This is a genomic window from Vibrio mediterranei (assembly GCF_900088415.1).
GTDB lineage: Bacteria > Pseudomonadota > Gammaproteobacteria > Enterobacterales > Vibrionaceae > Vibrio > Vibrio mediterranei.
Genome location: NZ_FLLQ01000002.1, coordinates 708,426 through 728,836 on the forward strand (window position 1 = coordinate 708,426; position 20,411 = coordinate 728,836).

Here is a 20,411-nt window from a genome sequence, read left to right on the forward strand (position 1 = left end):
GCGATATGACCCTATCTTGCACCTAAGGATACATCCCCTTCCCAAACATATTAAATACTCTTGCTACGCCTTGGGTAAAGATCATTGGCTCGGTTAGGATCGACAGGCACAAACAATCTTGTCCTTCAACGGTCTGAGGCGCATGTTTAGTTTCTCCGTCTTCACGAATGAAATCACCAACATGATATTCGCCGTTTTCATCTTTAAAACTACCGTGTAATACAAGTGTTGATTCAAACCCTTTGTGGGTGTGCTGGGGTACCTGAACGCCTTGGTTGATGTAGAGTAGGCTTACCCTACATTCCTCATCAACATCAATTGTTGAAGTAAACACCTTGCCGCCATAACTCCGCCATTCACTCATCCTTTCTACGAGAGGAGCTATCGTCGCCGGAACAATAAACTCTTTGCCATCTACCTGAACCTTGCCGGGTTTTCTCGCCTTGGGTTTAGAATAGTCAGCGTCAAGGGTCATTATATCGTCAAGCATGTTGGAAAAAACCATCTCCAAATCTTTTGAAGATTTTTCTTCCTTCGAACTTAAAAGCATCATAGCTTCGCCTGCTTCTGCTTCAAATTTCATCACTTTGGAGCGACATTCTGAGCAAGTCTCAATGTGAGAGGCGATTGCTGCACCGTGCGCAGAATCTATCTCACCCGTCGCATAAAGCTTTAATAATTCTGAACTAGGGTGATGACTCATATCAATTTGCCTCCATTGAATGTCGAAGTTTCTCCACTGCCAATCTCAACCGCGATTTAACAGTCCCCAACGGAATGTTGAACATTTCAGCAACTTGTTGGTGAGGTAACTCTTCCAAATAAACCGCTTGCACTACTTCCCTCTGAGCTTTGGGTAACTCATCCAAAAACCTAATTATCTGTTCTTTCAAACGATCAGTTTCCGGAGAATAGTGTTCAACAAAATCTGGTGGGCAATAGTCTGTAGGCCAGATGTCGTCAGCATGGACATGCAGCTCTTTACCCTTTTGCTTGCGGAGCATATCGAAACATAAGTTGCGCGCAATAGTGTATATCCAAGTCGACAGCGAACTTTTCGATCCATCGAATAGATGTGCTTTTTGCCAGACCGTCGCCATGGTCTCTTGCACCATTTCGATGGCCACTTGCTCATTGCCCATGTGCTTGTAGGTAAATTGCTTCAAGCGAGGAGTGAAATAGTTAAACAGGTTGGCAAAGGCACTTTTGTCCCTTTGCTTAACCCGTTCCATACATTCTGCCCATTCTTGCTTACTAAGGGCTTGGGGACTATCTAATGTCATGCCTTGTATCCCTAGTTTTCCAGATGATCCAAATCTCTTCCTATTTAATACGTCGAATTTACAACAACGATCACTGCGGTTGAACAAATATTTAGTGCCTGGTTGCATTATCAGCGTCGTCGCTACGAAACGCTTCCCCCAAAAATGACAACGTAGCCGAGCAATCCTGTTGTGTTACGAGATGTTCGAAGTGATGACACTCTAGTGGCAGTACTTCCAACCATCTCTGGCTTACCCAAGCTGCGTCGTCAAAAAAGCGATGCAGGTACAAGTTGCCAATTTGAGGAAACTTTTCGTAGACGTGCTGGAGACGCTCACCGATGAATTGGTCTTCATCACTCAAATTTGTCGGAGGCCAACTCTCTATCCAACTGACTTGGGCTTGACGCAAACCGTCTTCTTCAGACTCGACATGGTGAATCTGAAATTTGCGAATCCCAGACACGGTGACGCCAAGCATCCCGTCATCAAGGCTCTCAAAATCTACGATACTGACGTAAGTGCCTACAGATGAAACGTTACTGGGGATGGCTCCCGCGGATGCACTGATCAAGCAGACGCCGAAACCTGATTCATTTTTCAGACACTCCGTTACCATGCGCTTGTAACGAGGTTCAAAGATCCTGAGCCTCATTTTTCCCTCAGGCAACACCACTGAGCGCAAAGGAAACAACTTTATCTGCGTCATCATAGTTCCTTTTAGTTTTCGATACCCTTTCTACGCTAACTCACTAAATACGATCAGAACCAAAATATGTTAACAACTATCGAGATTTTGTTATCACACAGATCGACAATATTGATTAAATTGTAGGCTATTTATAAAAGTTCCCATCCACCGCTAGTATTTGTGATTACTCTCACAAACTTTAGTAAACGTTTGCGATGTTGCACATTTACTTTGAGATATAAATCGCTATCATGCCCACCCATCGGATGAGTTCGCATGGATTCGCGGCTAATTTCAGTACAACTTAAAGAGTAGTTAACACTATGCGTAAATCACTTTTAGCTCTTGGCGTTGTTGCAGCGGTAGCTTCAGTACCAGCTTCAGCAGAATATCTATACGGTTTTGGTGGCGTTTATCTTGATCATCAGAGCTGGGATCACGGTCCTAACTCTATCCAAGATGGTAACAACGGTAACGGTCGTAACCAGTTTGTTCTTGGTATTGAAGGTGGTGCGGGTTTCACTTGGGGTGAACTGTACGGTTTCTACGATCGCGAAAGTGTTGAAAAAAGTGCCTCTGAGCAAAAGAACTCATTCAAAGGTACTGCACACGTTTACCTAGGTGATACTGGCGTATCGCTATACGGTCAGGTTTACCACCACGACAACCCATCGCAAAGTGAAACCAACCGTGTTTTAGGTCTTGGTTACACGGCTCTACAAGGTGATAACTGGTTCTTCAAACCTTGGATTGGTGTTCATGACATCACATCTTGGGATGATTTTGGAGTCAACAAAAATGTTAACGGTCGAAATGGCTACATGGCAGGTTGGACAGCACGCTACGGTTTCGAAGCGTTTGGCCAAAACTTCTCGTTCGTTAACTGGAACGAAATCGAATTTGACCGTAACGATGCGTATGCAGAAAACCAAGGCGGTAAAAATGGCCTTAACGGTGCATTGCTATTCAACTGGCACGCAACAGAGCACCTAACTGCAGCTATCCAATACCGTTACTTCAACAACAAGCTTGGTGTTTACGGTTCTTCTGGTGCAAATCAACAGCACTACGGTGATGCAATCATCTACCGTCTACAATACAACTTCTAATTCTTCGAAGTTAGATAAAATGGCGCTGCGGCGCCATTTTTTGTATCACCAACTCGCTAACATAGCTTTCGAAAACCACAGCTAAATTTGCTATTCTTCTACCCTCTCTTTCCACGATTACATAGCTATTGTGAATATTACTATTTTAGGCCCCGGCGCCATTGGCTCTTTGTACGCTTATAAGCTTCATCAGGCAGGGCATCGAGCTTCGGTTTGGGGGCGTTCACCTCAAGATACCGTAGCCATCGAGCTAGATGGTGGTAGTGCTATCCACTTACCCAATTGCGATATTACCTCACTTAAAGCGAGTGATCTTGTTATCGTTACATTGAAAGCATGGCAAGTGGAATTGGCTTTAAAGCCACTACTGAAACATTTAAATAGCGATACCATCTTGCTCTTTCTTCACAATGGTATGGGCACCGTTGAGCACTTAGAAACCGCCGTTAATCACCACCCAGTGTTACTTGGTACTTCTACTCACGGCGCGCTTAAACTATCAAGCTCACAAGTACGCCATACTGGCCTAGGCCAGACCTTTATTGGGGCCTGGAATGACAAAGGCTCACGTTGTTCCTTTATCGCCGACGTTCTCGACCATGCTTTTAAACCAGTAGTTTGGAATTCTGAAATTCAAACTGCACTATGGAGCAAACTTGTTATTAACTGCGCCATAAACCCATTAACAGCTATCAACAACTGTCAAAATGGTGGACTGGCTCATAAAGATTATCAGCAACAGATCGCCATGGTAGTGCGCGAAGCAACTGAGTGTGCAAACAAAGTAGGAGTGACTCTTAAAGCAGAAGAGATGTTGGATACCGTCTACAAAGTCATCCATGCCACTGCGCAAAACTACTCATCCATGCATCAAGACATTTATAATAAAAGACAAAGCGAAATTGATTATATTACCGGCTATGTGGTCTCTATTTCAAAGCGATACGGTATTGCTGTTCCCACCAACCTAGCCCTGTATCATCAAATTAAACAGATCGAATCAAGTTGGAATCAACATGACTAAGAAAATCCTTGTTCCCATAGCGCCAGGCACCGAAGAGATGGAAGCGATTACCATCATCGACATTATGGTGCGTGCAGGTTTCAACGTGACCGTCGCTAGCGCGGCATTTGATGGCGCGCTGACGATGAAAGCGTCACGTGGTGTCACCCTGACTGCGGATTGCAGGCTGGTCGATGTCGCCGATGAAGAGTTCGATGTTATCGCCTTACCAGGCGGTGTAGGCGGCGCCGAAACATTTCGAGACAGCACATTATTAGTCGAAATGGTTCGCCAACACCAATACGACGGCAAACTGGTTGGTGCTATCTGCGCAGCTCCTGCATTGGTGTTGCAACATCACCAGCTTTACCCGAATGCGCTGATGACTGGCCACCCAAGTTTTCAATCACATATCCCAGAAAACCGCTGGCGCAGCAAACGAGTAACAATTGATATCAACCACAACCTTATCACAAGCCAAGGCCCTGGAACCGCCCTCGAATTTGCGATTGAAATTATCATCGCCTTATGTGGTAAAGAAAAAGCCTGGCAAGTGGCTGAGCCTATGATCACCAACCCGACTCTTCACTATCATAAAATGGGTAAATACGATGAGTGAGTTACTCAACATTCGGGCCCAGTTCCCAGCTATTGATGGCGATTTGGTTTATCTGGACAGTGCGGCAACGACACAAAAACCGCAAGCTGTAATCGACTGTATCACTCAGTATTATGGTAACCAAAACGCCAACGTCCATCGTGGTTCACATTCACTCACCGCAGTTGCAACCGAGCGCTTTGAAGCAGCGAGAGAAACCGTGGCGCGCTTTATTAATGCGGCTTCTAGTAAAGAGATCATCTGGACACGAGGGGCAACCGAAGCACTCAATCTTATCGCACAGACTTACGCTCGAAGCACCCTACAACCAGGGGACGAGATTCTGGTTTCTGAGATGGAACATCATGCAAATATTGTCCCGTGGCAAATCGTTGCTGAGCAAACTGGCGCGAAGGTTGTTAAGATTCCAATAACACCAGAATGTCACTTTGATCTTAATGCGTTTGAGGCGCTACTCAACCCGAGAACGAAAATTGTCGCCACTACGCAAGTCACTAATGTTACTGGAACTGCTCTGCCGCTAGATAAGATTGTAACGCTAACCCGGGCTAACACCGATGCCATTATCATAGTCGACGGTGCGCAAGGTATTGTTCATCAGCAAACGGATGTACAAGCGTTGGATGCTGATTTCTACGTCTTTTCAGGACATAAACTGTATGCACCAGCTGGTATTGGGGTGCTGTATGGCAAGCTAGCCCTACTGGAAGCTATGCCGCCTTGGCATGGTGGTGGCAAGATGGTGGAAAAAGTGTCTTTTGAAGGCACCACATTTAGTCAACTACCCGGAAAGTTTGAAGCTGGGACTCCGAATGTGGCAGGAGCCTTAGCACTAGCTTGTGCCATAGATTGGCTATCAAGCTATGACCGTCAACTACTGGAGAGTCACATCAGTGACCTACAACATCAAGCTTTTCAGGGTTTAAGCGCCTTAGAGGATATTCGCATCATTGGTTACCAACCTGGTGCAAGCGTCATCACTTTTGTGATGGATGGCGTTCACCATCAAGATATCGCCACGCTGTTAGATCAACAGAACATTGCAGTAAGAGCTGGTCATCACTGTGCTCATCCATTAATGGATGCGCTTGGTGTGAAGGGAACAGTTCGAGCATCTTTTGCTATTTACAACACAAAAGAAGATGTAGAGAGATTTCTTATCGCACTAACTAAAGCGGTGGATATGCTGTAACGATAACGTTTCAAACTTCAACAACATCGCTTCAATAATAAGGTCGACTAACGAATGTGAGTCGACCTTATTTATAACCAATTACTCTGACGCTTTAGACTTAATGACATCAACAATGGCTTTCAAGCCATTACCGCGAGATGGACTAAGATGATTGATGAGGTTTAACTGTGCGAAATACTCATCCAAGTCGAACGCCAATATTTGCTCCGATGTTTTACCATTGAAAGCTGCCAAAACGATAGCGATCAAGCCACGAACGATTCGCGCATCAGAATCTGCCTGAATCTGCCATTTGCCCTCTTGCTGGGTAAGTACTAACCATACTGAGCTTTCGCAGCCAGCAACTAGAACCTGATCCTGCTTGAGAGATTCATCCAATACTGGCAACTTCTTACCCCACTGAATAACCTGTCGATAGCGATCTTCCCAACCTTTCAATTGAGCCATGGCGTCAACAACATCTTGTGCGTTGATTTCCAATCCAAATGGGTTGTTGTTACCTGATGACATAAGCGGCCTCTATTTCTGCGCGTATTTCTGAATAAGCTTCTCAACGATACGAGACACCGCAACAAAGCCAAATGTCGCAGTCACTACCGTAGCCGCGCCAAAACCACTTGCACAATCCATACGTTTTGGCCCTTCCGCCGTAGACTTCACTCCACAGACAGAACCATCAGCTTGAGGGTATTTAAGCTGCTCCGTAGAAAATACGCAGTCAATGCCAAACTTACGTGCAGGGTTCTTACTGAAGTTGTGATGACGACGCAAAGTGTCTTTGAGTTTCTTAGCTAACGGGTCTTGAATCGTTTTTGTCAGATCCGCCACCATAATTTGTGTTGGATCGGTCTGTCCACCAGCTCCACCAGTGGTCACAACTTTGATTTTGTTGCTACGACAGTAGGCCAATAGCGCTGCCTTAGGTTTAATGCTGTCAATGGCATCCAGTACATAGTCAAAGTCTTTACTGATGTATTCCGAGACATTGTCTGCTGTAATAAAGTCATCAATCAAATTAACTTTGCATTCGGGGTTAATCAATTTTACCCGCTCAGCCATAACTTCAATTTTGCTCTGACCAACAGTACCTGACATCGCATGGATTTGGCGATTAATGTTGGTCACACAAACGTCATCCATATCGATAAGAGTCAGCTCACCCACGCCAGTTCTTGCAAGCGCTTCAACCGCCCATGAACCCACACCACCAATTCCTACCACACAAATATGCGCCGCACGTAAGATCTCGACCTCACTGTTGCCGTATAGTCTGCGCGTGCCGCCAAATCTTTGATTGTAGCTATCAGAAGCTGGTTGGTTAAGTTCTCGCATGGGTTACCTAACTTGTCTCGGAGAAAAAAGAAAGAGTGCGATTTATACGCACTCTTAGTAAAAAGGTCAACTATGTACGAAACACGCTCGTACTATTTTCTCAATGTTACTTTTTCTCAGGTGGCAATGCCCAAGGACTCTCTGTCGCCGAGTTTTCTAGACCAAGCTTCCAAACTCGACCAAAGTGCTTATAGTGACCAGCCTGTGTACCCGCAAAATCACCCATCCCATGATATAAGTCGAAGTGATTTCCTTTTACCGCCCCACCAGTATCAAGCACAATCAATAGACGTAATTCATGGGCACCACTCCACGTACCATCCGCATTCAACAGCGGTACTTCTGCAAGGATTGGTGTTCCCATTGGAAATGCTGAGCGATCACCCGCTACCGACGCCATTGGCAATAATGGAATGCCAGCCGTACCCGTCACCGGTGCGGCATCTTGAGGCTGGAAGAACACATACGAGGTATTTTGCTCTAGTAGCTCTTGCACGGTCTGCTCATCTTGCTGCATCACCCAATCTTTGATGGCTTTAAGCGACATCTTTTCTTTTGGTACTTCACCGCGTTCAATAAGCACACGTCCGATACTCACGTACGCCTTGTTGTTTTTGCCGGCATAGGCGAAATATTCGAGCGTGTCATCATCTTCAAAATGAACAAAGCCACTACCCTGCACTTCCATAATGAATGGATCAATCAAGTTGCTTGCATAGCCAAGCTCTAAACCTTGACCATTAAGCGCACCACCGTAGATTTCAGCTCGAGTTGGGCAGTCTTGCGAACAATCTGGTAAGGCATAGACCGGATAGCGGAAGGTTTCATCTGGCTTGTGACGCAGTTCCATCACTGGCGAAAAATAGCCTGTAAATAACACATTACCTTTGTTATCGCCGCCCCCTAATTGGGCCGCTTGCACACCAAAATTTGCCAGTTGCGCTGGATCGCCACTTTGGATCGCCCACGCCTCTAGTTGCTCATACAAAGGCTGATAGATTTTAGCCATCGACGGCGACTTCTTAATCACTTCATCTGCCTGACTTGCAAAAGAGTTGAAGTTTCTAGGTTGGTTCGACTCGATAACTTCGGTCTTGTTAAGCAGTTTGGTAAATTCGCCATCTTGATATTGCTGAGCGCGGTCAGTTTGTGCGCAGCCAAATACGAGCAATACAGAGGCGAGAGGCAGAATACGTTTGATCAAGTTAGTCATCCCTTATTTGTGGTGCATTCAGGATGGCAAACTCTTTAAAAAAGCGCAATAAAACCGAACGTTATAGTAGGTTGTTTTTGTGTTTTCCTGACAAAACAAAGATGGGATTGTAATGAGTCGGTGATAATTGCCTCAATTCCGTTTTAGCTTCATTGAGAATGTGATAACGATACAAGGTAGGACCAACATAGAATGACAATTCATCACGAGTAAGCTCAAAGTCTGTCGCAACTACTCGGTTATCGATAACCACTTTATCAGGAGTAAGCTCGAAGGAATCTCTAGCAAAAGGAGCCGCATCTCTTTCGTACCAAACACCGTACACGGCCTGTTTTGGATTCGCATGAGATTGATAACGGTCATACAAGTCTTGATATAATCCTAATACTGCTAAGCTACCGACTAACGCCAGCACGATTAAGGTTCGTTCCAACCACTTATTGGGTTTTAGTCTAGCTGCCGGTACTGCTTTGATTCCGACTGCACCGCTTTGCTTACCGCTACTCATACCAAGCCTTACCATTTATCGACAGCGCCATATTGTCACTGCAAATCCAATCATGCAACTCATCACCTAAACTGCGCAAATTAAACCTTGCGCAATACTGAATAAAAAGTCATTATTTCAACATAAATAAACCAAGAGTAAGCCGCGTGAAGATTCGTAGTACCGCCTTAGTTAAAGGATTTAGGCAGTCCACACCTTATGTTAATGCACACCGTAACAAGACCATGGTCATTATGTTAGGTGGCGAAGCGTTTTCCGATAAAAACTTCACCAATATCGTCAGCGACATTGCCTTACTGCACAGCCTCGGTGTCAAACTGGTTCTCGTCCACGGCGCGAGACCACAGATAAACCAATTACTGGAGCAAAATGATTGCCATTGTCCTTACCACAAGGGAACACGTGTCACGACGGAAAAATGTCTCGATTACGTGATGCAAGCGACGGGAAGATTGCAACTCGACATCACCGCTCGCCTGTCTATGAGTCTTAATAATACTCCTATGGCAGGCAATCAACTTAACGTCATCAGTGGCAACTTCGTTATCGCGCAACCTCTTGGAGTCGATAATGGCATCGACTACTGTCACAGTGGGCGAGTCCGTCGTATCGATATCCAAGGAATCAACCAAGTACTCGATCAAGGTTCTATTGTACTTCTTGGTCCGGTTGCCGGCTCTGTCACAGGCGAAACTTTTAACCTTCTCTCAGAAGAAGTGGCGACCCAAGTCGCAATAAAATTAAATGCCGATAAATTAATTGGTTTTTGTTCCGAGCAAGGCGTGCTGGATGAAAATGGAAATGCTATTGCAGAACTATTCCCTGCCGAGGTCAATCAACTTATCGAGCAGTTCGAGGATAAAGAACGCGTTAACGAGGGTGAAAGCAGCGGTACGCTACGTTTTTTACGTGGCGCTCAGTCGGCTTGTCGCGCGGGTGTTCCTCGTTGTCACCTTATCAGCTATAAAATTGATGGCGCATTGATACAAGAGCTATTCTCTCTTGACGGTATCGGAACGCAAATAGTCATGGCCAGTGCCGAACAAGTTCGACAGGCCGATATTGATGATATTGGCGGTATTTTTGATTTGATTCGCCCGCTTGAAGAAAAAGGTATTTTAGTTCGTCGTTCGCGCGAGCAACTTGAGCAGGAAATCCATCAGTTTACCATCATAGAAAAAGATGGGTTGATCATTGGCTGTGCGGCACTTTATCCATATCTACATGAAAAGATGGCAGAAATGGCCTGTGTCGCTATTCATCCCGATTATCGTGATGGCAACCGTGGCGTGTTATTACTCAATCACATGAAACAACAATCAAAGATGAAAGGGATAGAGCAGATCTTTGTGCTAACCACTCATAGCTTGCACTGGTTTAGAGAGCAAGGATTCTTAGAGATCGGTGTAGAATCCCTGCCAATGGCTAAACAAGATTTGTACAACCTACAGCGCAAATCAAAGATCTTGTCTGTAGCAGTTTAATCATAGCTCGATAGCAGTCGATTTTATGAAATCGATTGCTATCAATAAAATTCACAAATTATTTTACTTCTCAAAGATTACTGTCTAAAATTCGCTCAAATCACAGGCATTTTTGTGATGGGACTCCCAAATACATAGTGCTTTTTGGGGAATGCAAGGATAGCTAGGTGTGCCACGACAACTTTAAGAGTGACATCTATGCGTACAGTTATTTGCAATTCCATTCAGAGCTTCTGGGATATGGCTGAAAACCAGTTCTTAGAAGGACACAATGTCCATTGCGTGTTTCCGGTAACTGACAAGGTAAAGTCTCTAATGAAGATTTACCAACAACAGTATCGAATCAACCAAATCACGTATTCAGAAGTCTTTAACTAAAGGCTTTGGGCATCTACCGCCATGGATGGTGGAAAACCACTCACTGTATCCCTCTCTTTCTTACGTTTTAGTTCACTAATCGCTTCGCTAAACCACTATGTCGTAACGTTTTATGGCGAATACCTCGATTCACGACTCGCTGATCAGCCACCAAAGTGAACTGTTTTTTCGCTCGAGTAATGCCAGTGTAGATAAGCTCTTTAGTCAACAAGGGCGAGAAGTCGGCTGGTAAAATCATAAACGTATGAGAAAACTCACTGCCTTGAGACTTATGAATCGTCATCGCATAAGCCGTCTCATGCTCAGGCATACGGCTCGGCAGCACAGACTTAATACTACCATCAGGCAATTCAAAAAATACTTTCAGCCTTGGTGTCTCAGCGCAATGGTCCCACATACAAATGCCGATATCACCGTTAAATAAGCCAAGACCATGATCGTTCCTTGTCACCATAACAGGGCGACCGATATACCACGCTTCATCGCCTCTTGAAATGAGTCCGCGCTGCTTTAAACGTTTTTCGATTCGCTGGTTAAGCCCCGATACCCCAAAGTCGCCTTCACGCACCGCACACAATAATCGGCTTTGGGCAAAACTGGAGAGCACCTCTCTCGCCAAACGCTGCTGCCAATGTGACAACGTTTCAGCACTTTGCAGTTCTTCTCCGTGCGGATTGGCACGCACCAATAGCGTCAGGTAATCTTTGTAAGTACGTACTAGCTTATCAACTAACTGTTGATAGCTATCCGCGCTTAAGGCTAGCCATTCAATATCATCAAATGTTTTGTTCCAGACCTGATCAAAACCGTAGCTATTTGCCGAGTTAACTTGCTTAGCCAGTTGACCGATGCCAGACCTTGCATCAAAACGATAACTTTTTTGTAGCACACACAAACTATCAACCAATGCTGAGGTGGATTTTGAAGATTCCACTTTGCCAGCTAATCGGCAATCAAACTGCGTTAACGCTTGAATCAAATCATTTTGCTGACTGCTATAACCAAACTGAGCAAAGTCACAAATGTCCGACAACACTGCTCCGGCTTCCACTGAGGCTAGCTGGTCTTTGTCTCCAAGAAGAATAAGTCGAGCATGCGCCGGTAACGCATCCAATAGACGATGCATCATCGGCAGATCCACCATAGACGCTTCATCGAGAACCAACACATCTAAATGCAATGGGTTAGCGTTGTTATGTCGAAACTCAACGCGACCGGGGATTGCACCGAGCAAGCGATGTAGCGTGCTCGACTCCGTTGGAATTTGCTGCTTAATTTCTGGCTCCACAGTTAACGAGTCTACCGCTTTACCTATGGATTCCGTCAAACGAGCTGCCGCCTTCCCCGTTGGCGCCACCAGCTTAATTGAAGGTGATTCACCGGCTTGATTCGCCTGATGTACCATCGCAGCTAACAACTTAGTTACCGTCGTAGTTTTGCCAGTACCGGGACCACCTGATATCACCGCGAATCGACGTGTAAGCGCAACTGCGGCTGCTACTTTTTGCCAGTTTAAACACAGAGATAATGGAATAGCATCATCCAAACCTTGAAGTGCTTTTACGTTTGTCGCTTGCGTGACTATATCGTCAACATATTGCCAATCGATAGATTCCGGCTTAACCACATCGAGAAAATCGCAGATAACTTGCTGACGCATAACCTGATTATTCTGCTCTGCGGGTAGAGCAGACAAAGCGGAATAAAGATAGTGGTACTCACGCGTGAATAGGCGGTCTAACATCTTTGCGACGCTTTGCAGCGCATTTCTCTCAATGGAAATCGGTTCAGCCATGGCATGGAGGCGAGTAGCGATCGTCTGCTCAAAGTAGTAATAACGCTGTAGATATAATCTATTTTGCTGCCAAACCAATGGCGTGACCGCCGATGTCATAATGTCGTTTGGAGACAAACAGGTAACCGTAGACGCCTCCGTCATTACCTTTTGCCAATCGACTTGATTCACCATGCACTCTAGCGACTCAGCAGCTTCACCGTACAAACCGATCAAGCTTGGCATCGGCAGAGAGACTTGCTCATCTGCATCAAGGTTGACGCAAATATGCCCTTGACCTAATTGGTAGCTTGTAACCGCAGCTAACCACATCAACGGATCTCGATGCTGTTGCTCAATGGAAGAGATAAACTTCGCAAACTGAAAATCCAGCGGTCTCAAGACATTTTTTTCCGCTAGATACGTGACCCATTCGGAGAAGTTTTTTAATACCATTGCCATCAGAATCCTAACCCCATTTGCTCATTTGTCTCATCTAATTGCAAAGACTCTCCTGAAATAAGCCCATCTAATGCTTCTATCATGGCTTTGTCGGGCCTAGCACTAAAAATACCGGAGTCAGAGTCGGGCCTAACACCACGTAAAAAGAGATAAAACACGCCGCCAAAATGCTGGTCATAATCGTAATCAGAGATACGGGTTTTCAAGAACCGATGCAGCGCTAGTGCATAAATTTGGTATTGGAGATCATAGCGATGATCAACCATAGCGTTATCGAGTTGATGTTTTTGATAACGCTCTGCTTCATCACCTAAATGGTTAGATTTCCAGTCGAGCACATAGTACTTACCTTGATGTTCGAACACTAGGTCAATAAAACCTTTAAGCATGCCTTTAACGGTGTAAAAGCCCAGTTCGCTCGCCTTAGCGGATAACGCATCGTAGCGTTGTATAACACGGTTTAATGACACCGCATCAAGCACTTCAATCGGCAAAAGAAATTCCATTTCCACCAAACGTTGCATAGAGTCCTTATCCCTTAAGTACAGCGCTTCACCATCTAGCACCGTATTCATGACCTGATCGACAAGTTGCTGAATCACCGGTAACCATTCTGCATCGTATTGCTCTCGCTCGAGAAGCTGTCGAATAACCTCGCTATTTTGTAGTGATGTCGCGGGCTCGGTAAATTCGATTTCTTCAAACACGGTATGTAAAAACGTGCCGGGACGCGCCCCTTTAGGAAAATGAAAAATGGTTTTTTCTGGTTCCAATAACACGTCGACTTCATGCTCTTCGGATGAATCGATATCAAGTCCAGATGCTTCAATAAACACCTCACTATCGTTGCTATGATGGCTCTGTTTTACAAGGGCTGAATAACTGGTGATTCGCCAGTCACGATCAATGGCCATTGATTGAGCTTTAGCGACGAGCTCTTCGGTCGGTTGCGCCAACTCTTGATAACGCTCCTCATCAAGTTCTGGTACCTCTGTGATAGCGATAGCTTGAGAAGCATTGGCAAGCTGATTGAGCGCAGAACTTAACTCGCTCACTCCCATTTCTTGACCATTTTGGATTAGATGCCCTATTGCGCTGTGATGAACTCCAGTTGGCTCCTTGGTTGAGCGGCCATTTCTCAGTGGCGCCATCCCGATAAAACAACCATAAACTGCACGAGTTAATGCCACATAGATGAGGCGCAAATCTTCGGCAAGCCGCTCTTTATCGGCTTGTGCCATAGAGGCTGATGATTGACGTAGATCGAGTACCGATGATTGGCTTTCGGCATCATAATACTTGGCTTCCATCGCTTCTCGATAATTCACCACAAACGGCAAATAAACCAAGTCGTATTCCAAACCCTTTGACTTATGAATAGTGATAATCTGAACGAGATTACGCTCTGACTCTAAACGCTGAATATGCTCATCACTAGAGCCTAATCCTTGCTTGGCATCCTCTATCGCTTGCCCCAACCAACGTAGTAATGCACTGTCGCTCTCCATATCTTGTCTTGCTGCTTGCAGCAGTTCGCCCAAGTGGAGATAGTCGGTAAGTAATCGCTCACCACCATCAGTAGACAACAATCGGTTGGAGATTTCTCGCTTAAACAATACTGAACGCAGCATTGGTAAAATACCGCGCGATATCCACTGTTGGCGATAGTCACGAAATTCAGCAACCACTTGTTCCCAGAGATTTTCATCATTATTGAGGCTGTCCAGTTGAACGGCAGGCAGAGCAAATAGCTGGGAGGCTAACGCACTTTTTAGCATTCTTTCATCGTCTTGATGCCAAACTGCCAGCATCAAACGCAGTAAGTCATCAGCTATTTCGCTGGTAAAAACGCTATCCCGGTTGGAAAGATAAACACTAGCGATACCGCGCTCAGCCAAGGCCTGTTTAATCAACTGACCTTCACTACCAGTTCTCACCAACACAGCGATATTGCCCGCTTCAATTGCTTCGTTTTTGTCACCATTAATCAGCGCTGCTTTACCGGTTTGGGACTGGGTCAACACCTGTTTGATGTGCTGAGCGGTAGCGGCTGCCATCGTTGGTACATACTCACTTTTAGCAACGGGGGATTCCGCGTCTTGGAGCCAAAACTGCATTGCCGCTTGATGTTCACCGTTAAACTGCCACTGCATTTTACTCGCTTTAGGGCTAGCATTGACAGCATGAAACGGAATGTCATCATCGTAGAGAAAAGCCGAATCTGCCTGCTTAAACAGTGCATTAACGCCGTTGACCATACTCTCGCTGGAACGCCAGTTCGTACCTAGCGTATAGTGGTCTTGTACCTGGTTTCGAGCTTGTATATAAGTAAAGATATCAGCGCCACGAAATCCATAGATCGCCTGTTTCGGGTCACCAATCATAAACCAACCACAGTCGGCGTGACTTAAGTACACATGACTAAATATCTGATACTGAAGCGGATCCGTATCTTGGAACTCATCGATCATCGCAACCGGAAATTGTGTTCGGATTTTTTCCGCCAGACTGTCACCAGATTCGCTGTCCAAAGCCGCCGACAAATGGGTCAGCAAATCATCAAATGAGAGCCATTGCTTTTGTTCCTTAGCTAGAGCCAATCGCTGACGACAATGCTGAATAGCCAATGCCAACAACGAGGTTTTGAGCTCAGGTGGCTGTGCTAAGAAGGCTTCAATCTCAGTAAAGATCGTCATCGTTGGCGCGTCGCCTTTAGGCGTTTTTTCTGTGAGAACGTTTTGAGCGAATTTTTCTAATTGCGTTGGTAGGTAGTAGTCCAATGTTTCTTGTTTAGACCAATCAGTAATCGCCTCAACCCAAGTCGGCAGTGACTTTTTAGTGTAACTGCGTTTGTTTACATCCGATTGACTCACACATCCAACAATGTCGTCAGCGACCGCTAGCCATTCCGACTTAAGGGTTCGGATTCGCTGTAAATTCTGTGCATGAAGCTGGGTAATATCACTACAAGCATCGACATTTGTTAGCGACAGCGCCGGGCCTGTCAAGTAATTGGCAATGACTTTGAGTAGATCATTTGGCGTCGCCCATAGCTTTCGGACTTCACTCGCAAGCTCCAACCCCAGAGGATAAAACTGACTGCGCCAAAAATCTGCGACCACTTGAGCTTTTAGTCGGCTTTCGTCGGTGATGAATTCATTATTAAATCGAGATCCAGACTCAAACGCATTTTGTGTCAGCATTCTTTGGCAAAAACCGTGGATGGTGTACACCGCCGCTTCGTCCATTTGACGTTCTGCCTGAAGCAAAGTATCTACCGCAAAGCGATGATCTGTGATGTCATCTAGAAGAGGTTTAATGACCGGGTCGTCACTATCACCGCGCGCAAAAGCAATTCGAGCCTGATGAATTCGAGCGCGAATACGATCTCTAAGCTCAGCCGTTGCCGCTTCAGTAAACGTTACGACTAAGATCTGGTCGACAGTTAGTGGCTGTTTATGACGACTTTGGTCGCTGCCATGACCGAGAAGTAGGCGCAAATAAAGGCCCGCAATGGTAAATGTTTTACCAGTACCCGCTGACGCTTCTATTAATCTTGCACCGTGCAATGGAAATTGCATGGTGTCTAACGCTATTGGTTCATGGCTCTGTGACATGGTGTTTAAACTCAACTGTGTGATCCAACGCTTAATTCTTTAATTCTATCAATAAGATGAAACTATCATTTATACAGGGTGCGATCGCATTCACGGAATTCATTATCTGCTCCCACTACTATGCGCCCTAGAAACTGGTCCCTCTGACCTACTTGGCCGCACAGCAATCTCCCTACACACTATAAAAATACTGGCGGCCGCCCCCTTTCTTGCTCACGCAGCCTTCCCAAATTCACGAAACTTTCCCTATTCATGAGAGTAGTACTCTTCAGCATCCATACTTAGGGTTCTTGGGGCTTCTAGCACGAGCTGCGAGACTAACTTGAGATCATTGGCAAGCACTTCACTCCATTCAGGCCAGACTCTAGAAATATAAGGATTCTCGCCCTCTCCCGTTTGCATGTAACCACCGATAAATCGAGCTTCCATTTTACTCAACATCTTTTCATCGTTCGGAGTCCAGTTGCCTCGACTATAGTTCGCCTCGATACCTGCTAATGCCGATTCAGGGAAATAGGCTAGAGGTTTATCCAAACCACCAAGAAACAACTCAAGTAATTGCTTCATATACTGTTCCGCTTGAACGCTATCAAGTTGAGGATAGACACGATGTACTACCCCTTCTTTTTTGTCGTAGGCTAGCATATGGGTCGCTGCTGGTTGACCTGCGAGGGTCAGTGCTAAATGGTCAATCCACGCACTTAAATAGTCACTAGAACGCAAACGCCCACTGCGGTATCTAAGCAAGCCCGAGGCATAAATACCCGTGACCCAACCTTGTAACTTAATGGCGCTCGAACCTAAGGTTAATTGCAGGTTTATTTCGGTATCGTCCAGTGCTCTATTCGACAACGGTCTCACGGCCTTAGCGAGTTCTTCAGTTTGCGCCACGTTCGATGCAAATTCCAAATCACCAAAGTGATTGATAGGTAGATAGCCTTGCGCCTTCTGTTCGGATTTAAATGCCGTTAGCAAGTCAGTGCCGTCTTCTGATTTGGTAAAAACATCAAGTAGCTCTTTTCGCAATACAAAGCTCTCTAATCCATTAAGCGCAAAAGGTTCATCGTCTTCGGTTGTAAACTGCTGTGAATCAAAACTGACTTCAAGCCTGCGGTTGAATAGATATTGAACGGGCAACCGCCAAAAACGCTGCAACTCGGTAAGTTCCAGCTCAACAATACTGCCGACGGCACGTTCAATAGGCTCAAGCGTAAATGGCTCTGAACCGTCAAACCTCACATTACTGAGCTGCTGCAAAGCAGCGGGTAGCCACTCAGAGGCATAACTTTGATAGCTGTGTGCGGACTTAAAATGAGAAGCACTAAACGGCACCATCGCGTATTCCTGAACCAAACTGTTGCGAAGTTTGGCTCCAGACTCATCCACGCTTAATTCACTATCTCCTTGCAAGCAGTAGTTTTGCTCACAATATTCCACCAGCTCTGATACTAGTACCGAAGGTACTCGCTCAGTGTTGTCCTGAATAGAGCGTCCAACGTAGCTAATATAAAGCTGTTGCTGTGCCGATAATAAGGCTTCCAAAAATAGATAGCGGTCATCATCTCGACGAGATCGATCTCCCGGTTTGGTGCGACCTGTCATTAAGTCAAAACTTTCAGGTGGAACACTTCTCGGGTAAACACCGTCATTCATACCAAGCAAACACACAGCTTTAAATGGTATCGAGCGCATTGGCATTAAGGTACAGAAGTTGACTTGCCCAGCAAGGAAGCGCTGACTGACTCGTGATCCCGATAGCTTATCGATAAAATATTGGCGTACAATGCGAGGTGCAAGTGGTTCGCTATAGCAAGCATCTTGAAGCTGTTCTTTGAGACCAGAAAGCGTGTCACGAATCGCTTTTACAACCACTTCACCTTCTAGATCAACATCAAAGAAATCATCCAACAAGGCATTAATGTGGGTTTGCCATGTATCTATTGGCGCGGATTTGGCAAGCAATGCTCGATACTTGGTAATAGTGTCAATAAACTGTGCCAGTTTTCCTGCACTTTCGGCTTGCATACCTTGAGTCTGCTCATAAGGCGCAATGGTGCCATGCTCAAACTCAAACAAGCCTGCTTGTTCGCTGATAGCATACCCGGCCAGCATTCGAGAAATACCGAACATCCATGAGTTTTGCTCAAATTCAGGTAAGTCGAACTCACTGGCAGTGTGGTTATCCAAACCCCAACGTATCTGAGCCTCTTCGACCCAAAGTTTTAATGTAGCAAATTCACTGTCACTGATATTGAATCGCTGCAAAATAGCAGGTACCTCAAGCAATTCAAGTAACTCACTACTGGAACAACGCAACTCAGGTAACTGCAATAATAGGTTAAAAGCATTCAATAAAGGGCTTTCTTTGTCTGCCGTTCGGTCCGAGATCGAAAATGGAATGTAGCGCTCACCGGAAGCATTACCAAATACCGCCTGAATCGCAGGGCTATAAGCGTTGATGTCGGCTACCATGACAATTACATCACGCGGCTTGAGATCGGGGTTACGATCAAACATCGCTAGCAAGTTATCATGCAACACTTCCACTTCACGCATTGGACTGTGGCAAACGTGTAAAGATAGTGAATGATCTTGAGGTGAAATGGTTGGCTTATGTTGAGAACTTAGCAACAACTGATCATCTTGGTGTTCTTCTAAGTTCAAAATATCCGCTTGGATATTCTCCAACAACGTCGTTCGCTGTCCATCAACAAATGCTTCTATTTCGTTCGACTCCAGCTGTGAAAGAAGATAGAGATTATCCCTTCCTAACTTACCCATAGACGCTAGTAAGCTGTTACCAACTTCAGAGATATGCAGTTCATCTTCGATATTTTGATCGATAGAGCCTTTAAGCTGCTCCACCATCGACATATCGTCAGAATGTGCCACATCAGCAATTTGTTGTAAGTGCTTACGCTTGTTGGCAGCAAGCTTAGAAAGATATTTTCTGTCCCGCACTTCACCCCAGTAGTAACGACAAGGGTTGGTGAACATCAGATGCACATCAATATGCTGCCCGAGCGCCTTAAGTGCGTCCAAATATCGCGGAGGCAAAGAAGAAATGCCGAAAACAAATAAACGCTTAGGCAGCTTATCTAAACCATGCGACTTCACATCCACATTGTGTGTTAAGGCATCAATAAAGTGTTCATAGAGGTTAGCACGGTGGTAAGGTGACTGACCTAACGCTACCGTATGATCATACAACGCCTGCCATAGCTTAGGTTGCCAAGGCTGCTGCTCTTCTAGTTCAACGACAGGTTCCCCCGCTTCCCATGCCGCTATCCACTCTGGTCGATAAACCAAATAGCCGTCATAGATATCGGCGATTTTTTCTGCCAATTGATAGCGTTTCGAGGCATCGGCATCATCGGAAAGGTACTGAGCGAGCGGAGCAAAGTCTGGGTCATTGAGATGAAGCGGTAACAGATGCATGATTTTCCATGTCATCGCTTCTTTATTGAATGCACTGCGCTTGGGCACCTCATCCAAGACTTGAACAAATCGGTCCCAAATAAACGTCGCGGGAAGTGGAAAGTCGATATTGGCAGCAATGCCAAATTCTTGTGCCAGCGCCATTTTCAGCCATTGTGACATACCTGGACTTTGCACAAGAATCTGTTCTTTTTCAAATGGATTCTCTAGTGGGTCAATTTTGATTAATTGCACCAGCAGAGATTTCAATACATCGATTTGATTTGAGTGATAAACGGTGAACACGTTGCCGCGCGCCTTTAACTAATTGTCCTCACTCAAGATTA

At 45.4% G+C, this 20,411-nt stretch carries 16 protein-coding genes; 6 read left to right on the forward strand and 10 right to left on the reverse strand.

What is annotated here, in order from left to right; all coding sequences use genetic code 11:
* Positions 1 to 22: 22 nt before the first annotated feature.
* The 3 genes from VME0621_RS09390 to VME0621_RS09400 form a co-directional block, all read right to left on the reverse strand.
* Positions 23 to 703, reverse strand: a complete 681-nt coding sequence (locus VME0621_RS09390) for a ChrR family anti-sigma-E factor (protein ID WP_062458112.1) — start codon at positions 701 to 703, stop codon at positions 23 to 25.
* A gap of 1 nt (position 704) precedes the next feature.
* Positions 705 to 1,283 (reverse strand): RNA polymerase sigma factor, encoded by a 579-nt coding sequence (locus VME0621_RS09395; protein ID WP_038229236.1) that lies wholly within the window; start codon positions 1,281 to 1,283, stop codon positions 705 to 707.
* Positions 1,284 to 1,374: 91 nt separating this feature from the next.
* A complete protein-coding gene (locus VME0621_RS09400; RefSeq protein WP_062458115.1) occupies positions 1,375 to 1,971 on the reverse strand; it encodes an LON peptidase substrate-binding domain-containing protein in 597 nt (198 codons plus the stop codon).
* A gap of 305 nt (positions 1,972 to 2,276) precedes the next feature.
* On the opposite strand from VME0621_RS09400, the gene VME0621_RS09405 reads away from it, so the two are divergent.
* From VME0621_RS09405 to csdA, 4 genes are all read left to right on the forward strand, one after another.
* On the forward strand, positions 2,277 to 3,062 hold the full coding sequence (locus VME0621_RS09405) for an outer membrane protein OmpK (RefSeq protein ID WP_062458116.1): 786 nt from the start codon (positions 2,277 to 2,279) through the stop codon (positions 3,060 to 3,062).
* Positions 3,063 to 3,192: 130 nt separating this feature from the next.
* Positions 3,193 to 4,086: a 2-dehydropantoate 2-reductase gene (gene panE, locus VME0621_RS09410; RefSeq protein WP_062458119.1), complete on the forward strand. Its 894-nt coding sequence runs from the start codon at positions 3,193 to 3,195 to the stop codon at positions 4,084 to 4,086.
* On the forward strand, positions 4,079 to 4,684 hold the full coding sequence (locus VME0621_RS09415) for a DJ-1 family glyoxalase III (RefSeq protein ID WP_006071112.1): 606 nt from the start codon (positions 4,079 to 4,081) through the stop codon (positions 4,682 to 4,684). Before panE ends, VME0621_RS09415 begins: the two co-directional genes overlap by 8 nt.
* Entirely contained in the window at positions 4,677 to 5,876 is a 1,200-nt protein-coding gene (csdA, locus tag VME0621_RS09420) for a cysteine desulfurase CsdA (RefSeq protein ID WP_062458122.1), read from the forward strand. Before VME0621_RS09415 ends, csdA begins: the two co-directional genes overlap by 8 nt.
* An 81-nt stretch (positions 5,877 to 5,957) precedes the next feature.
* On the opposite strand, the gene csdE is transcribed toward csdA, so the two are convergent.
* The 4 genes from csdE to VME0621_RS09440 all read right to left on the reverse strand — a co-directional run bounded on the left by csdE (position 5,958) and on the right by VME0621_RS09440 (position 8,932).
* The gene (gene csdE / locus VME0621_RS09425) at positions 5,958 to 6,389 is read right to left on the reverse strand and encodes a cysteine desulfurase sulfur acceptor subunit CsdE (protein ID WP_062458125.1); all 432 of its coding nucleotides are present in this window, start codon (positions 6,387 to 6,389) and stop codon (positions 5,958 to 5,960) included.
* A gap of 9 nt (positions 6,390 to 6,398) precedes the next feature.
* Positions 6,399 to 7,211 (reverse strand): tRNA cyclic N6-threonylcarbamoyladenosine(37) synthase TcdA, encoded by an 813-nt coding sequence (gene tcdA / locus VME0621_RS09430; protein ID WP_006071107.1) that lies wholly within the window; start codon positions 7,209 to 7,211, stop codon positions 6,399 to 6,401.
* 106 nt (positions 7,212 to 7,317) lie between these two features.
* The gene (mltA, locus tag VME0621_RS09435; protein WP_038222258.1) at positions 7,318 to 8,415 is read right to left on the reverse strand and encodes a murein transglycosylase A; all 1,098 of its coding nucleotides are present in this window, start codon (positions 8,413 to 8,415) and stop codon (positions 7,318 to 7,320) included.
* Positions 8,416 to 8,485: 70 nt separating this feature from the next.
* Positions 8,486 to 8,932: a DUF2850 domain-containing protein gene (locus VME0621_RS09440; protein WP_006071103.1), complete on the reverse strand. Its 447-nt coding sequence runs from the start codon at positions 8,930 to 8,932 to the stop codon at positions 8,486 to 8,488.
* Positions 8,933 to 9,078: 146 nt separating this feature from the next.
* Here VME0621_RS09440 and argA point away from each other — a divergent pair, with 146 nt between their 5' ends.
* Both argA and VME0621_RS09450 read left to right on the forward strand, forming a co-directional pair.
* Entirely contained in the window at positions 9,079 to 10,416 is a 1,338-nt protein-coding gene (gene argA / locus VME0621_RS09445) for an amino-acid N-acetyltransferase (RefSeq protein ID WP_038222242.1), read from the forward strand.
* A gap of 198 nt (positions 10,417 to 10,614) precedes the next feature.
* Complete coding sequence (locus tag VME0621_RS09450; protein ID WP_006071100.1) at positions 10,615 to 10,794, forward strand: hypothetical protein; 180 nt, start codon at positions 10,615 to 10,617, stop codon at positions 10,792 to 10,794.
* A 67-nt stretch (positions 10,795 to 10,861) separates the two neighbouring features.
* Here VME0621_RS09450 and recD read toward each other — a convergent pair whose 3' ends face one another.
* From recD to recC, 3 genes are all read right to left on the reverse strand, one after another.
* Positions 10,862 to 13,030 carry an exodeoxyribonuclease V subunit alpha gene (gene recD / locus VME0621_RS09455; RefSeq protein WP_062458129.1) on the reverse strand — a complete coding sequence of 723 codons (2,169 nt, stop codon included), beginning with the start codon at positions 13,028 to 13,030 and terminating at the stop codon, positions 10,862 to 10,864.
* On the reverse strand, positions 13,030 to 16,647 hold the full coding sequence (gene recB, locus VME0621_RS09460) for an exodeoxyribonuclease V subunit beta (RefSeq protein ID WP_062458132.1): 3,618 nt from the start codon (positions 16,645 to 16,647) through the stop codon (positions 13,030 to 13,032). Before recB ends, recD begins: the two co-directional genes overlap by 1 nt.
* A 246-nt stretch (positions 16,648 to 16,893) precedes the next feature.
* On the reverse strand, positions 16,894 to 20,370 hold the full coding sequence (gene recC, locus VME0621_RS09465) for an exodeoxyribonuclease V subunit gamma (RefSeq protein ID WP_062458135.1): 3,477 nt from the start codon (positions 20,368 to 20,370) through the stop codon (positions 16,894 to 16,896).
* Positions 20,371 to 20,411 lie beyond the last annotated feature (41 nt).

What these genes read in the sequence shown, in the direction of transcription:
- csdE (WP_062458125.1), bottom strand. Translation starts at nt 6,389, where the DNA reads ATGTCATCAGGTAACAACAACCCATTTGGATTGGAAATCAACGCACAA.
- recD (WP_062458129.1), bottom strand. Translation starts at nt 13,030, where the DNA reads ATGGCAATGGTATTAAAAAACTTCTCCGAATGGGTCACGTATCTAGCG.
- tcdA (WP_006071107.1), bottom strand. Translation starts at nt 7,211, where the DNA reads ATGCGAGAACTTAACCAACCAGCTTCTGATAGCTACAATCAAAGATTT.
- VME0621_RS09405 (WP_062458116.1), top strand. Translation starts at nt 2,277, where the DNA reads ATGCGTAAATCACTTTTAGCTCTTGGCGTTGTTGCAGCGGTAGCTTCA.
- recB (WP_062458132.1), bottom strand. Translation starts at nt 16,647, where the DNA reads ATGTCACAGAGCCATGAACCAATAGCGTTAGACACCATGCAATTTCCA.
- VME0621_RS09450 (WP_006071100.1), top strand. Translation starts at nt 10,615, where the DNA reads ATGCGTACAGTTATTTGCAATTCCATTCAGAGCTTCTGGGATATGGCT.
- VME0621_RS09390 (WP_062458112.1), bottom strand. Translation starts at nt 703, where the DNA reads ATGAGTCATCACCCTAGTTCAGAATTATTAAAGCTTTATGCGACGGGT.
- VME0621_RS09415 (WP_006071112.1), top strand. Translation starts at nt 4,079, where the DNA reads ATGACTAAGAAAATCCTTGTTCCCATAGCGCCAGGCACCGAAGAGATG.
- VME0621_RS09395 (WP_038229236.1), bottom strand. Translation starts at nt 1,283, where the DNA reads ATGACATTAGATAGTCCCCAAGCCCTTAGTAAGCAAGAATGGGCAGAA.
- VME0621_RS09440 (WP_006071103.1), bottom strand. Translation starts at nt 8,932, where the DNA reads ATGAGTAGCGGTAAGCAAAGCGGTGCAGTCGGAATCAAAGCAGTACCG.
- csdA (WP_062458122.1), top strand. Translation starts at nt 4,677, where the DNA reads ATGAGTGAGTTACTCAACATTCGGGCCCAGTTCCCAGCTATTGATGGC.
- VME0621_RS09400 (WP_062458115.1), bottom strand. Translation starts at nt 1,971, where the DNA reads ATGACGCAGATAAAGTTGTTTCCTTTGCGCTCAGTGGTGTTGCCTGAG.